General features: G+C 37.0%; 15 protein-coding genes. 9 read left to right on the forward strand and 6 right to left on the reverse strand.

Annotated elements, in window-relative coordinates:
* Positions 1-24: 24 nt before the first annotated feature.
* The 3 genes from csm6 to GQR45_RS04525 all read right to left on the reverse strand — a co-directional run bounded on the left by csm6 (position 25) and on the right by GQR45_RS04525 (position 3,746).
* On the reverse strand, positions 25-1,161 hold the full coding sequence (csm6, locus tag GQR45_RS04515) for a CRISPR-associated ring nuclease Csm6 (RefSeq protein WP_165725234.1): 1,137 nt from the start codon (positions 1,159-1,161) through the stop codon (positions 25-27).
* Positions 1,162-1,329: 168 nt separating this feature from the next.
* Positions 1,330-2,925, reverse strand: a complete 1,596-nt coding sequence (locus GQR45_RS04520; protein ID WP_165725235.1) for a hypothetical protein — start codon at positions 2,923-2,925, stop codon at positions 1,330-1,332.
* A gap of 584 nt (positions 2,926-3,509) precedes the next feature.
* Positions 3,510-3,746, reverse strand: coding sequence for a helix-turn-helix transcriptional regulator (locus tag GQR45_RS04525; protein ID WP_240920132.1), 237 nt, complete (start codon positions 3,744-3,746; stop codon positions 3,510-3,512).
* Between the two features lie 70 nt (positions 3,747-3,816).
* Here GQR45_RS04525 and GQR45_RS04530 point away from each other — a divergent pair, with 70 nt between their 5' ends.
* Genes GQR45_RS04530 through GQR45_RS04540 form a run of 3 tightly spaced genes read left to right on the forward strand, consistent with a single transcriptional unit; the run spans position 3,817 to position 6,122 of the window.
* Positions 3,817-4,068, forward strand: coding sequence for a hypothetical protein (locus GQR45_RS04530; protein ID WP_165725236.1), 252 nt, complete (start codon positions 3,817-3,819; stop codon positions 4,066-4,068).
* Entirely contained in the window at positions 4,061-5,272 is a 1,212-nt protein-coding gene (locus GQR45_RS04535) for a site-specific integrase (protein WP_165725237.1), read from the forward strand. The genes GQR45_RS04530 and GQR45_RS04535 overlap by 8 nt, the downstream gene beginning before the upstream one ends.
* Entirely contained in the window at positions 5,265-6,122 is an 858-nt protein-coding gene (locus tag GQR45_RS04540; RefSeq protein WP_165725238.1) for a TraI domain-containing protein, read from the forward strand. The genes GQR45_RS04535 and GQR45_RS04540 overlap by 8 nt, the downstream gene beginning before the upstream one ends.
* 206 nt (positions 6,123-6,328) lie before the next feature.
* On the opposite strand, the gene GQR45_RS04545 is transcribed toward GQR45_RS04540, so the two are convergent.
* Together GQR45_RS04545 and GQR45_RS04550 are read right to left on the reverse strand one after the other, a co-directional pair.
* The gene (locus GQR45_RS04545) at positions 6,329-7,327 is read right to left on the reverse strand and encodes a cupin domain-containing protein (protein ID WP_165725239.1); all 999 of its coding nucleotides are present in this window, start codon (positions 7,325-7,327) and stop codon (positions 6,329-6,331) included.
* Positions 7,328-7,345: 18 nt separating this feature from the next.
* Positions 7,346-8,086 carry an SDR family oxidoreductase gene (locus GQR45_RS04550; protein WP_165725240.1) on the reverse strand — a complete coding sequence of 247 codons (741 nt, stop codon included), beginning with the start codon at positions 8,084-8,086 and terminating at the stop codon, positions 7,346-7,348.
* A gap of 129 nt (positions 8,087-8,215) precedes the next feature.
* On the opposite strand from GQR45_RS04550, the gene hisD reads away from it, so the two are divergent.
* From hisD to GQR45_RS04575, 5 genes are read left to right on the forward strand one after another with little or no spacing between them, the layout of a single operon-like run.
* Positions 8,216-9,490: a histidinol dehydrogenase gene (gene hisD, locus GQR45_RS04555; protein WP_165725241.1), complete on the forward strand. Its 1,275-nt coding sequence runs from the start codon at positions 8,216-8,218 to the stop codon at positions 9,488-9,490.
* A 4-nt stretch (positions 9,491-9,494) separates the two neighbouring features.
* Positions 9,495-10,502: a LacI family DNA-binding transcriptional regulator gene (locus GQR45_RS04560; protein ID WP_165725242.1), complete on the forward strand. Its 1,008-nt coding sequence runs from the start codon at positions 9,495-9,497 to the stop codon at positions 10,500-10,502.
* 14 nt (positions 10,503-10,516) lie between these two features.
* The gene (locus tag GQR45_RS04565; protein WP_165725243.1) at positions 10,517-11,218 is read left to right on the forward strand and encodes an alpha/beta hydrolase; all 702 of its coding nucleotides are present in this window, start codon (positions 10,517-10,519) and stop codon (positions 11,216-11,218) included.
* Positions 11,215-11,985, forward strand: coding sequence for an aldolase/citrate lyase family protein (locus GQR45_RS04570; protein WP_165725244.1), 771 nt, complete (start codon positions 11,215-11,217; stop codon positions 11,983-11,985). Before GQR45_RS04565 ends, GQR45_RS04570 begins: the two co-directional genes overlap by 4 nt.
* On the forward strand, positions 11,982-13,004 hold the full coding sequence (locus GQR45_RS04575; RefSeq protein ID WP_165725245.1) for an ester cyclase: 1,023 nt from the start codon (positions 11,982-11,984) through the stop codon (positions 13,002-13,004). Before GQR45_RS04570 ends, GQR45_RS04575 begins: the two co-directional genes overlap by 4 nt.
* 63 nt (positions 13,005-13,067) lie before the next feature.
* On the opposite strand, the gene GQR45_RS04580 is transcribed toward GQR45_RS04575, so the two are convergent.
* Complete coding sequence (locus GQR45_RS04580) at positions 13,068-14,081, reverse strand: ester cyclase (protein WP_165725246.1); 1,014 nt, start codon at positions 14,079-14,081, stop codon at positions 13,068-13,070.
* Positions 14,082-14,319: 238 nt separating this feature from the next.
* Between GQR45_RS04580 and GQR45_RS04585 the strand changes: the two genes are divergently transcribed.
* Entirely contained in the window at positions 14,320-15,930 is a 1,611-nt protein-coding gene (locus GQR45_RS04585) for a sodium/solute symporter (RefSeq protein ID WP_165725247.1), read from the forward strand.

Consider the following 15,930-nt stretch of genomic DNA (forward strand, 5'->3'; position numbering starts at 1 on the left):
TATGCGTTTGCAAGCTTGCGAGTATTAAGCCGTTATATTTATTTTTATATTGTGTGTTACTGCACTTAACCAGTAGCTTGTTTCAAAGCTTTGGTTATTGGAGTCAATCGCTATTTTTTTAGCAAGCTCGTTGGGTAACACCTTATTTATTTTACTCTTTATGCGGCTGCAAGTTTGCTGCACAAAGGTTTTTTCCATTACCTTTAAATTACTATGCAAACCATCTCTAAAATCTTCGGGCTCTATGCCAAACGTATCGCGGAATATACGTAAATCACTACTATTTTGCTGTAAAAGCATGAGATATTCTTTGCTGTAACGCAAAGACTCTTCAAAATCACGACCCACAACTAGCTTTTTATGTTCACTTTGGCTGTATTGGTTTAACCATAAATAAAAGGCGGTTTCTTTTGCGGTAAGTTTAATTTCGATACCTGCAAAGGTGAGCGTTTTTGCTTTTGCGTTTACTTCAAGAGTTAAATCTTTTTTATGAGCTGAATTTAAGCTTGCTACTGTTTGGCTAAATGATGCACTTTGCATATTGGCAATGAGGGTTTCGTCGATAGATTGTCGCATTCGCACAAATGGGATCTCAGCAAGAGTTACCTTTGCATTAATACAATTGACCTGCGTGCCATTTTTACCATCAATAATGTGGTCATAAGGTGTTGGGTAGTAAAAGTCTCTAACAAATTCAAATTCGTTATTCACAAATACATGACTGAGCGAATCTTGCTCACGGCCTAATAATGACATGGCATAGCCTAAATAAAACGCCATTGTTTTACGTCCACCCGCAATGGATGCATGAATACTAATATCGTTTTTATTGGTAAGTTCAAACACTTTACGAGTAATAAAGTCGGCCATGTAAGTTTGTTCTATTTCAGATTTGGCATCATTAATAGGTTGGCCTTTGTCATCTTCTATTAGCCATATATTTTCATCGGGAAGTTTAATGTTGGGAAGTTTATAATCTGCTATTAATTTAGCTAAATGACCTTGCTCAAATAATCCATCAGTAAGCATAGTCTTTGTGCTTTTTGTAGTAATAACAAAAATCTCTTCGGGAATAGGCTTACCCTGCTGATAAAGTGCAAAAAGAGTTTCGGTTAATACTTGTGGGCTTGCACCAGTAACTATTAGTAGAATGTGTTTCATCAAGAATCCTTTTGTATGAGATTGCTATATCTTATCCCAAAGGCCGCTTAAGTGAAACTAGAAGTACTTATGTTATTGAGTTAATTAATTTATATTGTGTTTTTAAGCCTCATTTTGTTAACTTTAAATAAGTTACACCTATTTAAAGTTAACTCTATTTTGGTATAACTATTTTTTGTTTGCTTTTTTAGCCTGTTTTTTAGCTGTTTTTTGCTTTTTTCGATTAGGTTGTTTAAATGTTGTTGTATGAGTAACAAAAGAATTATCGCGCATTAGTGCCTTGCCTACAGGGAGCTTTAAAAATTGTTTAGCTTTTTCGTTTCCTAATTGGGCCGACTCTTTTATTAACGCTTTTAACCCAAAGCTACATTTTACTTTGCCACAGCTTGCTAGTTCTTCTTTCATCAGCATTGCTATTTCAAACTGAATTTGTGCTTTTAGTTTAATATTTTTTTCTAACTTTATTGCGACACAGCCAATCTCTATAGCGGTTACTCTATGTTTGGTGTGCTCTTTTAATATGCTAAATAACCGAGTTTGATAATACACTGTACTCGGCAAGTTTTTATAATTATTAATAAGTTCGCTAACTACATTTAATTTTGGCGTTTTACCCCAGTAGCCAAAGTAATCACAAAATGCTTTTAAATATTGATAGCCAGGTGCTTGCATTGCTTGAGCTGTAATTAGCGCTGTACGCGCTCGTTTTTTTGCCAATTCGTTATCTTTATTTGTTAGCCATAATTCGAGTTTACTTGCTGCATCTATGGTAAATGAGTTGATTTCCTTGTGCTCAACCCCCTGCTTAACCCAATTATTATAAATACTATCATCTGATCTATAGTGTTTTTTCTGCAAAGCAACAATAGCTTGATGATAACCACGCTTTGCAGACTCCTCACAAAGAATCCATGCCCTTTTAGACTGACCTATTACACTTAAATAATTAGCATATAAAAAGTATGATTCACCCGTAGTGCATTTTTTTATAGCCTGTTTATAACAATACTCTGCATTTATAGCTTTAGATTCTTCTAAAAATTTTTGCTCGTATGCTTGTGCATATAGCTGCCACGTACCGGAAGCATTTAATGAATGCGCTCGAGATAACCAATACTCTAAATCTTTTTTATTTAATGTGTTATACGCTTTTTTATCTGCAGTATTACTTAAAGTAGATATTTGATTTTTTATTGAAAGTAATTGCGAATACGCTTGCTCGGCAATTGCTAAATTTGCTTGGGGGCAACCATTTAAAGCAAGGTTAACATTAGAAACTGTATCCTCTAAAACAGGCTCTTGCCATATTGCCTGCTCTCCTTGCTCATTTGCTAAATTAAAGTAATAAAATTGAGCTAATTCAAAAGCAGCTTTGAGTGTTTGCTTAACCTGCGTTCGACTGCAACTGACAACTGAGTGCCAAGTTCCTTGCCATTCCTGAGATGCATGAACCCCGTGATTAGTATTAGTTCTTATGAGATTTAACTCATCTATAATGTAAATTGGAACCGTAGACAATAACTTTAACTGATTTATTTTTTGATTCAGATCCGAGTTTTTTGCTAATTTTAAATTAAAAAACTGTGCTGTTTGATGGCACCAAACCTCAGCAAATAAGCGAGCTTTAAGTAAGGCGCAACTATGGTCAGCCGAGTAATAATATTCCATTTCGTTTGCTAAACGAAATAACTCTGGGGAAGTTGATTTAATAAATTCAAAATTGGTAATAGAAATCGAATGAGTTGCTTGCTGCATTATTAACATTATTTAGACCTTATGTGTTTTAAGGTCTTTAATATTAAATTAAAAAATTGATTAAAGAAGATCGCAAGCTTGTGAAGTCATCTCAATTATTTAATTTCACGACATTTATACATAACTCATATTTAGCTGATTGAGCTTAAATAAATTTAATTGCTAATTATATGATCTCTCACCTATAGTTTTATCGTGTTTAATTAAAGCTTAGTTAGCATATTTTTTAAAATGATATTCAATGTTGTGCTTAGATAAAATTAATTTTCCATTAGCGTTATGATTCACTTAAAAAGCCAAAGAAATGCCGGTAACAATTAACATCATTAGAGACTTAACTTTATATTCAACGCACTGATTAAAGGTAATTAATAGCAATATTCATTTGAAAATTCTCTAAAAAATTATTTCTTAATTATACTGTTAAAGTCACCAAAGAGCTTTTCATCAACTTTTTTATCTTTCTACAAGCCGCTATAATAACTTACGCTGTAGTTATTTTGAGGGAAACTGAACAAGCCATACTAAACATGGATATTTTTATAGCAAGACAAAACTATGCAATAAAATAAGAAGAGTAATTCGAATTGCAGCTATTTTTTATAAATTATTATTTCTTCTATTTTGCAATCGAAGTAAGCACATAATGCATCCAAAGTACGCGTAGTTGTTGAGTAATTATTGTTATTAGCCATTTTTGACATAGCGGCTTTATTTACTCCTGCGGCATTTGCAACTTCATCTAAGGTAATTTTACGTCCCTCTTTCAATGACTTAACTGCGATTAATTCCTTTAAGTTATAAACAATCATTTTAATACAACCAACCATTTAAAAAAGTTTCTTTACAGGATACTTTGCGTATGATTTAATCATTTTAGTTTCTTGTGAGGATACTTTTATGATTAAAAATGAATTTACTTTGCTTTCTGCTAAAGAACTTTCAAGCTTTATTAAGTTCAGCCCAGATTACATTAACCGTAAGTTGAAAGACAATGTTTTTTTTGAGGGTGAGCATTACATTAGACCTTTTGGATCAAGAAAAATACTTTACCTTTTAGAAAGTGTAATGGAAGAAATGTACAACACCACGTCTAAAGTTGAACGCGAATTTGTCATTCCTCTCGCAAGTGGAGGTGTATGTTATGGCTAGTGTAAGAAGCCGAAACGATAAGTTGTTTTTTGATTTTTATTATCAAAATATACGATGTCGTGAGCAGACCTTACTTAAGGATACAAGAGCTAATCGTATCAAACTTGAGAAAGTTCTAGAGAATATTGAAATTCAAATTATGCTCGATCGTTTTGTTTACCGAGATATGTTTCCGAATAGTAACCGCTGCAAGGCTTTTAAACTGTTTGATGACCAGATAGAAGCTATAAAAGCCAATGAAACGAATAAAGCTGATGTTATTTTACAGAATGTACCTAACTTCGAGGCATTTGCTTATGAGTGGCTAGAAGAAAGTAAAATTCATTGGAAAATTAGTCATTTTAAAAATGTGTCTATGATCTTTGAGCGTTATTTAATTCCTGAATTTGGCAAGTTTAATCTTGATGAAATAAGTCGTGCTCATATTATTAAATATCGCGCGGGCATATTAGAGCCTAAGCGTAGTAGTAAAAAACAATTAAGTAATGATTGGATCAATCATGTTATGACACCTCTTAGAGGCATACTTAAAGAAGCGTCATTACGTTATGATTTTCAAACTCCTTTTAACAATATAAAACCACTAAAAGTAGTTAAAACCAAGATAGAACCTTTTTCACTCAAGGAAGTTCAGCAATTTCTTAAGTATGTAAGAAGTGATTTTCGTAATTATTATACCGTTCGCTTTTTTACTGCGATACGAACAGCAGAGATTGATGGCCTCAAGTGGGAATACGTTAACTTTGATCGAAATGAAATTACTATTCATGAAACCTTAGTTGATGGCAATGTTGAGACACCTAAAACAGCCACATCATATAGAAATATCCAGCTGTCTAAAGTTGTTGTTGATGCATTAAAAACACAATTCAAAATAACAGGTAAGAACACTTATGTTTTTTGTAATAAAAAAGGTAACCCTCTTGACCATCGAAATATAACTAAAAGGGTATGGTATCCAACGCTAGAAGAGCTCTCTTTAAAGAGGAGACGCCCTTATCAAACGAGGCATACATGCGCAACTTTATGGCTTTCTGCTGGTGAAAATCCTGAATGGATAGCTAAACAAATGGGTCACAGCACGACTAAAATGCTATTTGAAGTTTATAGCCGTTATGTTCCAAACAATACTCGACAAGATGGTAGTGCTTTTGATCGCCTACTTCTAAATGCCAACATTGAAGAAGAGGCTACTTATGAATAACTATATCTATGGTTGGTTAAAAAATTTACATATTAATGGTACTTTGCCAACAGCCAATTGTGAGCTATTGATAAGTAAGCAAGTAATTTACGCTATTACATCTGCTGATATTGCTAGAAAATGCCAAATAGTGTCTGGCTTAGCTCAATTTCAGTTAACTCACGATATAATGGGTAATCATGTTGTTTGTGATATAGAGCCTATACTTTCTCAATGTAACGAACAGCAGTACCTTAATTTAACTTCGATGATAAATAATACAAATGAGCATTTAATAGCACGATTTTTTAAGCTACTTAGCTTCGTCACATGCAGTGAGTTGCAGCCTTTTATTGATTTTATTTTAACTAAACAAAGCACTCTACAAAAATTCATACAAGCACCGGCTAGCCTAAACCACCATCATTCTTATACTCATGGGTTGTTTGAGCACAGTATAGAGGTAGCTGAAATTGCATTTAATAACGCCAAGCACTTAAATCATTCCAGCATTGAATGCCAAGCTGCATTAGTAGCTGGCTTATTTCATGATATTGGTAAAATATTTGTCATGCTACATCAAGCCAACGATCGCTATATACCAGGACCACACGAAGGTTATAACTTTGCTATCTTAGCTGAACCTTTAGCGAAGCTAGGCAGTCGGAATAGGCAATTGCTTGAGTTATTAAGCAGTTTATTAGCTGCCAAGCCATCTGGCTATAAAGCGAGATATGCAATTGAGCATATTGTGCAACAAGCTGACCGATGCTCTTCTGAATCAGCTTTTATACATGCTAAATTTCAAGAGCTTCCTGATTACTACCATTTTTGTAAAGTTGGCGATAAAGTTCTTAAAAGAATGAGTTAACGTTTTAAAATATTATTTTGTTAAAAACATAACGGGCTCTATTAACATTAATTGAGTAACAATATTCTTTAAATGAATCTACGAATTAAAAATATAAAGCACATAATAATTAGCTCAAACTTTGGCTAACATTTAATCCAGCTTTAGTGCTAGCTTGTTAACGTAAGTTTGAACTATAACTGACTATTTATTTAAAGAGTAAATAGTTAAATAAACTCCGGGTTTTTTGGTGAGTCATTTCGGCGAGTTACATATACAATGCAATTACCTTGCGCTTGATTACTAAAAGCTCGGCTATGTTCAATAGGGACTGAAAATGTATCACCTTGAGTAAGCGTTAGTACTTCATCGCCTAAATCAATGGTTAAACTACCTTGATGAACAAAAATAACCTCTTCTTCAAAACGAATGTGTTTTGCTATTTTTGCATTTGGCTGTAGTTTTAACGCTGATATATTAAATCCATGCGCCCAATTTAATTGCGTTTGAATAAGCGTATCAGCATTTAAATTACCAACTAACGGTGCTTCGTAAACACCTTCGGATTGGCTTAAGTAAGAGTGCTTGTTCCAATTAAAATCTCGTGCCTTGACCACTGTTTGCGCAAGCTCTTCGTCTGTTATTACTCGGTGCTGCGCTATTTGATCACTACTTGTAACAGCCATTGGTTTTACCCCATCTGGGATTTTCTCATTGAGCGTTGTGTCTACTAAGCTGCCATTTTCTAACAAAATAAGACCGAACTCTTTTGCCATATCAAATACTTGTGGAGCCCAAAGCACTCTGCCAGGATCGTCACTGCCAAGTACTGCATACAAGTAACCTATACCATCACCTACGTTTTCAAATCCTCTAAAAATATCTAAAGGAATCGAAATAATATCGCCTTCATTTAAAATTACCTTAGCATCTTTACCATCTACACCGGTATAAAATGCCCATGTTCCACTGTGTACAACAAATATTTCTTCTGTTAAGTGGCTATGCTGCGAGTTTAAGCACCCAGCAGGTTGACGAGCACCACCAATATTAAACCCATGAGGTATGGAAATATGCACGTGCTGATTAGGGTTCTCTGCAACACCTGGACCTATAATAGTAAAATTTTCTTTTTGATCACTACCGGGCGATCGCGTATCAATAAAGGCGTTCTTACACGGAATTAAATCATCGTATCGTACTAAGCGATCTGCAAATAAACTCATTATTCTCTCCTAAATTAATTACTGAGCGGTCCAGCCGCCATCAATTTTTATACTTGTTCCTGTGATCATTGCTGACAGTTCACTCAGTAAAAATACACAAGCATTTGCGACATCATCCGTTTGAGCAATTTTTTTCATTGGGATCATGTCATAAACAAATTTTTTGAAATCGGGATTTTCAAGCATGGGCTTAGTCATTGGCGTTTCAACAAACGTAGGAGCAACGGTATTAACACGTACATTTTGCGTTGCAAGCTCAACTGCCAGCGCCTTTGTTAACCCCTCTACTGCATGTTTACTCATGCAATACAAAGTGCGATTAGGCGAGCCTACAAATCCCATTTGCGATGACATATTAACCACAGCACCGGCACCAGAGTTAATTAAGGCCGGTAATGCCGCTTGGCTTATTCGATAAACACTGCGAATATTCATTGAAATAACATCGTCAATGTTCTCATCGGTTTGCTCAAGCATTGGCGCAACACGGTTAATACCTGCGTTGTTAAGTAAACCGTCTAATTTAGAAAGTCCGCGTAAACGCTCATAAAAAGCATCACTGTTTATATCAAGCGGCCAGATTTCTATTTGCGAAGGAGCATATTGCTTGAGCTGCTCCAAATCGTGTTTTGTACGCGCCACAGCAATTATATTTGCACCCGCATCTACACACTTTTGTACGCATGATTTACCAATCCCTTTACCTGCACCCGTTATCAAAATGGTTTTACCAAGTAAAAGAGTTTTATCAAATCCCATTTGTTCACCTAAAATCTATATTGCATTCGAAGTCATTATTAATTAGAGTACCCCCAGATGCAAGACATTATTTAACCAGTACGTCTCATCAACAGTGTATAAAAAAACTAATCACTAAGGATATAAACAATGATAAAGCATTTAAAAAAAGGTCAGCCTGCTGACTCAAAAAAAGAACAAAATCAGTCAGTAAGAGATATTGTAGAAAATATTTTAACGCGCGTTGAATCTGAAGGTGATGCAGCAATTCGTGAATATTCTGAAAAATTCGATAAGTGGACTCCGAAGTCTTTCAAACTTTCTGCTGACGAAATTAAAGCATGTTACGCACAGCTTGATGATCAATTAATCAACGATATAAAATGGGCACAAAGCCAAGTCCGTAATTTTGCTCAAATTCAACGCGACTCAATGAAAGACGTTGAAGTAGAAACGCTACCTGGCGTTACGCTTGGTCATAAACATATAGCAATGGACAGCGTAGGTTGTTACGTACCAGGTGGAAAGTATCCACTACTAGCCTCTGCCCATATGAGTGTATTAACAGCTAAAGTAGCCGGTGTTAAACGTGTTATCGCTATGGCTCCGCCTTTTAATGGCAAGCCATCACCAGAAATAGTGGTTGCAATGGACATGGCTGGTGCTGATGAAATTTACTGCCTTGGTGGTGTACAAGCTGTAGCCGCAATGGCAATTGGTACACAAACTATTGCTCCCGTAGATATGATTGTAGGCCCAGGTAATGCCTTTGTAGCCGAAGCTAAACGCCAGTTATTTGGCCGAGTTGGTATTGATTTATTTGCAGGCCCTACCGAGACTCTAGTTATTGCTGATGACAGTGTTGATGGCGAACTGTGTGCTGCCGATTTACTAGGTCAAGCAGAGCACGGCCCTACCTCACCTGCTATCTTACTTACTAACTCTGAGCAATTAGCAGTTGATACTATGGCTGAAGTAGAGAGACAGCTTACCATTTTACCTACTGCAGATATTGCGGGTGTAGCATGGAAAGATCATGGTGAAGTTATTGTATGCGACACCTATGAAGAAATGATAGAAGTGGCTAACGACCTTGCATTCGAGCATGTGCAAATCATGACAAATAATATCGAGTACTTTAAAGACAACATGCAAAACTTTGGGGCATTATTTTTAGGACCACAAACTAACGTTTCTTATGGTGATAAATGCATTGGCACAAACCATACACTACCCACAGGTAAAGCAGCGCGTTATACTGGTGGACTATGGGTAGGAAAATTCATAAAAACTTGTACTTTCCAACAAGTAACAGAAGAAGCTTCGGTTGTTGTTGGTGAGTATTGTTCACGCTTATGTGCTGCAGAAGGGTTCGCTGGCCACAAAGAACAAGCAGACATACGAGTAAGACGATATAGGAAATAAATCATTGTCAAAGCAAAAACGAGTCACCTCATATGATGTAGCCCGCGAAGCGGGTGTATCACAATCGGCGGTATCACGTGTATTTAGACCCGGATTTAGCGTGTCTAAAAAAACGCGAGAAAAGGTGATCACAACAGCCAATGAAATGGGCTACAGACCTAATGCCATTGCTCGTATGTTGATCACGAAACAGTCTGGTATGGTTGCGGTTATTTTATCATCGCGAGCAAACTTGAATTACCCTGAGGTACTCTCTGAGCTTAACAAAGAGTTGGCACTTAACAATAAACGAGTGCTGCTCTTTACTCTTGATGACGCAGACGAACTAGATGAATTACTCGAAAATATTTGGACCTTTCAGGTTGATGGCGTAATTGCTCTAGCGGCTCACTTTGATAGTAAAAGCCTAGATTTATTTGCTAAACACAGCACGCCTATTGTGCTTTATAACCGTAATGTGCCTGAATCGAATGCAAACACAGTTTGCTGTAATCACGATAAAGGTATTAAACAGCTAATTGATTTATTACACCAATCTAACCATAAGTCGTATTTAATTATTGCTGGTCCAGATGACTCTGATGTAGCCAACGAACGTCGTGAAATAGCTCAAAATTATTTACACATTTTAGGTATCCAAAATACGCCTGTTATTTATGGTGATTATGGTTATAAATCAGCACGAAGTGCATTAGAAGATTGGTTAAAAACAAACACCCTACCCGATGCTATTATTTGCAGTAACGATGTAATGGCCATTGGCGTAATTGATGAAATCAAACAAAACTTAAACTTAAGCGTACCCGACGATGTGTCGGTGGTAGGGTTTGATGGTATTAGTGCTGCGTCTTGGTACAACTATCAAATAACCACAATACAACAACCTATGAAACAGCTAACTAAAGCCGCTGTAGACATACTCATGGAACGTATTGAAAACCCTCAAGCCGCTGCTGAAGCACGAGTTTTTACCGGTTCATTAATTACAGGGAACTCTATTAAAACACGCTAAATTAAGGAATTTTTGTGGCCAAAAATCCTGTTTATATTTTACCTGGTACTATGTGTAACCACCGTATGTTTGAAGCACAAATAATTGTCCTTCAAAATGCGGGTTATACCCCTCACGTTATTCCCTTTACAGAGCAAACAACCATTGCACAAATGGCTGAGCTTACTAAAACCATAGCCCTAGAGTCTGCTCCTTTTATTGGTTTTTCAATGGGTGGCATTGTTGCCCTTGCGCTTTTAAAATCAAACCCTGAGCTTATAAAGTCGCTGTGTTTAATTTCCAGCAATAGTTTGGCAGATAAACCAGAGCGTCCACTTATTAGGCAAAAGCAAATCAAGCAGGCACAAGCAACTAGTACTACTGATGTGCTAAAGCACGACTTTATGCCGCATTATTTCCACCAGCCAAACTTAGAGCACAACAAGCTTGTATTAAAAATGGCAAATGAGCTTGGCTTTAACGCTTTTAGTGCACAATTAAATGCTCTTTCAACGCGCGAAGATACCTTAAACGTTATTGAAAAAACCAATAAAAAATTACTATTTGTTGGTGGTGAGCATGACGTTTTATGTCCTAGTACTATTCAAAAAACAATGCATAACGCCTGCCCTAATAGCGATCTTATTTTATTAGGTAATTGTGGGCATTTCGTACCGCTTGAAAGAAGTAACACCCTAAACGCACTACTCGTAGATTGGCTGGAGTCTATTAAATGAATTTAAAACAAAAGTTAAATGCTCAACAATTACTATTAGGCACATTTATAAAAAGTACCCATTATCATAATACCGAAGTACTTTCTCACACTAATCTCGATGTCTTGTGTTTAGACGCAGAGCATGCCCCGTTTGATCGAGGTGATTTAGACAGTTGTATTATGGCTGCACGCACTAAAAATATGCCGACCCTGATTCGCGTAAGTAGTACCGATCACGCCACTATACTTAGCAGTTTAGATATCGGTGCTAACGGCCTAGTACTACCTCACATTAAAACGCCAGAGCAAGCAAAATCGATTATTAAAAACTGTTTTTATGGCAACAACGGTAGAGGCTATGCAGGTTCAAGCCGCTTTGCAGGCTATACCACACATGCATTAACCGATAACTTAGCAACCAACAAGTCATCTACCTGTATTATTGCCCAAATAGAGGATGCCGATGCGCTTGAGAACATCGATGAATTGTGCCAAATAGACGAGATTGACTGTATTTTTATAGGCCGAATGGATTTAACTATTTCCCTTGGTGAAACCAATCCAAGTGCTCCTGCTGTTATTGATGCCGTTACTAAAATAGCTAACGCAGCAGCTAAATATAATAAATGCTGTGGCATGTTTGTTGGTAATTTAAGTGAGCTAAGTCACTGGCAATCGCTAGGCGTAAGTTTTTATTTATTAGGCTCTGATCATAGCTTTTTACTCAGTGGTGCTAAGCAATTACGTGCAGACTTTGAATCAGCTACAAGTGAATCAAAAATATGAGTATTCATAATAAAAATAAAGAGTTAATTAAAAGCTTCAGAAACGCACTTTATAACTTCAATATAAATTTGCTCAAAAAGGAAGTTACAAACTTATTTACTAATGACGCATTAATACAACTTTGCTACCCGTTTGAAACACTCGCAAACCCTAATGCACTCATTGAAGATGTTTATAAACCCCTTAGCAATGCATTTGTTGGCCTTGAACGTCGCGATACTATTGTAATGGCAGGTAGCTCTATAAACGACTCTGATTGGATTGGCTGCTGCGGATACTATACCGGCTCATTCGAAAAGCAATGGCTAGGCATTCCACCCACAGGGCATCAAGTAAGTATGCGCTTTCATGAGTTTTATCGTATAAAAAATAGCAAAGTGGTGGAATTACAAACTATTTGGGATATTCCAGAAGTAATGATGCAAGCAAACGTATGGCCACTTTCTCCGAGCTTAGGTAAAGAGTGGCATGTGCCGGGGCCTGCCACACAAGATGGGTTAATCACCCATCCTTATAATAGCGAACAAGCTGCGCAAAGTTTAAAGCTTGTGGGCGATATGTGTGAGCACCTTGGATTTTATGCTAAAGGTGGCATTGAAGCCATGAAACTAGAGCAGTTTTGGCATCCGCATTGTAGCTGGTATGGACCAAGCACAATAGGCACTGCACGCGGTATAAAAGGCTTTAGAAATTGGCATCAAATCCCGTTTTTAAATGCCCTCCCCAACCGGGTTGGCGATGCTAATAAAGGTTATTTATTTGCCGATGAAAACTACGTAGGCTTTACTGCATGGCCAGGTATGAGCATGACTATTAGTAACGGTGGTTGGTTAGGTATTGCACCCGCAAATCAGCAAATAACTATGCGTAGCCTCGACTTTTGGCGAGCCGAAAACAATTTAATTCGTGAAAACTGGGTGCTGATAGATATACTCGATGTGTACAATCAAATTGGCGTAGATATATTTGCCCGAATGAAAGAACTAACTAAAGCGCGCTATTTAAACTTTGCGCCTTAGCCTCTTATAACCGTTATAAAAGAAAAGCTCTGTAATACAGAGCTTTTTTACAGCTTAAACAGGCTACGCCCTCGGATTAGCAATACTTTGTGTGCGTTTTAAAATATCTAAGCCTTGTTGTTTTAACCAATACGGTAAGTCAATAATTACCCAGTTTTCAACTAGTTTATCACCTTCACGATGATATACATCAACCACGCGCATATCGGCAGGAGTATTCGCTCCAGGTAAACCTAAAAAGCCACCAATGGCGGTATTCGTTAAGTTTGGCCAACCAAAAAAGCATGCATATTCATCCTCAGCAAACCGGCAAATATGGCCATTAAATACTTTACCCGTTAACCCTTCTCTAAACGGATACATATGTTGTTGCTGATAACGCTCAATTGTATATGTAGCACCAATACCCGCAGGGCCATACCAAACCATGTTCTCATCCCACGTTTTAGCTAACACTTCGGGTGGGCAGGTATTTATACCGCTTTGATTAAGCGCGGTTAGGTTATCAATCATCTGATTAACCAAGTTCATTGTGCGCGTACTTTGCTCATCGCTCCCTTCACCTAAACGAACTCCATCGTGGGTACGTGGCCCAGGGTAAGTAAAATATTGCCCGGTAGAGAGTGGTAATGGGTTTAAACCGACTTGTAGCATCACCCCAATAATATCGACAAAAAAGCCAGTTTGAATAATTTTACCGTCTTTTACACAGTTGAATTCAGCGTAGCGAATTGTCGCCAATTTATGAGAAGGTGCAATACCTAACCAGTCACGATCAAAGAGGCCCATAAAGTGCCCCATACTCATTACCCACTCGCCGCCATCGGCTTCGCTTTGTCCTGCAATAAAAATATCTTCACGGCGTTGAAGTGCTTTAAAAGAATGAAATAAAGGCTGCCACACATGTTCAATTACATCATTGACATTATTTAATTCATTAAACGGATGCACACCTTTTAAGCTGTAATTATCTGCCAAGTATTCTTTAAATACAGAATTTAAATCATTACCTTGTGTTTTTTCTAATGCAGCATGAAACTGACGAACCAACTGCTTATTATTAATTATTTCTGCCATGATGTTCCCTTGTTGTTTACGCAATCAAATTAACACTCTTAAACCGCAAATAAATACGTATTGCTAAAATGTATTCTATTTAAAGAGTAATTAAAAGCCTGTAAATATTAAGTTATAAATCGATTTAAAATAATACTAATGACAATTGACTTCGAAGTCAAAGTGATTCATGATGATTCAAAATAAAAAGTATAAATAGGCTAATTAGCCCGTAATACCTAATCTAACAGGATTAATTATGAATGATTTTGGATTATTGAATTGGAGCATTCTCGTCGGGTACATTATTGCGAACCTCATACTTGGGTTTGTAATAAGTAAAAAGGTGAGTACTGCTAATGATTTTTATATTGGCCGAAAAAATACACCTTGGTGGGCTATTGGTATATCGGTAGTGGCAACCTATATTAGTGCGCTTACATTTTTAGGTGCGCCAGCGTGGTCTTACAAAGAAGGTTTATCGGTTATTGCCATACACTTAAACTACCCACTCGTTATTGTGGCTGTTGTGTGTTTGTTTTTTCCGTTTTTTTACAACGCGGGTGTCGCCTCAATATACGAATACCAAGAGCGTCGTTTTGGTAAAAAAGCGCGGATTTTAATCTCCACAATTTGGCTTATTTCACAAACAATGGGATCAGCCGCCGTACTTTATGCAACCTCTTTGGTACTTGCCTTTATAGTTGATATAAACGTTATTACCGCCATATTTTTAGTCACTATTATTGCGCTTATATATACTATGCTTGGAGGTATAACAGCCGTAATATGGACCGATGTTATTCAGTCAGGGATCTTATTTATTGGTGCAGGTATTATTATGTATGCACTTATTACCTCGATGGATGGCTCGTTTAGCTCAACACTTACCGAATTAAAAGCACAAGGTAAATTAGATCCTCTTAATTTCTCATTCGACTTCACACAAGTCACCACAGTTTGGTCTGGCGTGCTGGCTATGTCGCTCTACCACATCACCGTTTATGGTACTAACCAAATGATGGTGCAACGTACTCTAGCAGCTAAAAATATTGGTGATGCTAAAAAGTCGTACTTACTAATGGGCTTTATTGCATTCTTTATTTATCTGTTTTTTATATTTATGGGCGTGTTGTTTTACAGCTACTACGGCGGACGCACATTTGAAAACGACAACCTAATTATTTTACAGTTTGCATCCGACTATGGTCTGCCAGGATTAATGGGAATTATAGCTGCAGCAGTAATGGCTGCTTCTATGTCGAGCCTTGATTCAGCGCTTAACTCGCTTTCAACAATTAGTACTATCGACTTTTACAAAAAGTATTTTGCACCTGAAAAAAACGACGCTCACTATTTAGCTGCAACACGTTTATTTACTCTTGGCTGGGCAATCATAATCATTGTACCCGCCATTATGTATCACCTTTACAGCGAAGGCTCTATTTTAGAAATACTCACCAAGGTAGGTTCATATTTTGTAGGTGCTCAGCTAGGTATGTTTGCACTAGGATTTTTCTCTAAGCACACCACCGAAAAAGGCCTACTTATTGGCACATTAGTATCGTTTGTAACCGTTGCAATATGCGCCCTTTACACCGATATAGCATGGCCTTGGTATTGTGCAATTGGTGCCATAACGTGTGTAGTGTTTAGTATTGTTTTGAGTATCGCTTTTGATGGTTTTCAAGAGGAGTACAACGAGTACACAATTAAAGGTCAGTTAAAAGTATTTAAAGAGCAAAACCGACCAGAAAAAGAAAACGGCTGGTATTTGGTCCCTGGTAAATTTGACTCAATAAACTACTGGTTACTTGGCTTTTTTGTAGTGAGCTTCGCGTCTCTCATGTTATTTGAACATTTTGTATAA

Source organism: Pseudoalteromonas sp. SA25 (assembly GCF_011378705.1).
Taxonomy (GTDB): Bacteria; Pseudomonadota; Gammaproteobacteria; order Enterobacterales; family Alteromonadaceae; genus Pseudoalteromonas; species Pseudoalteromonas arctica.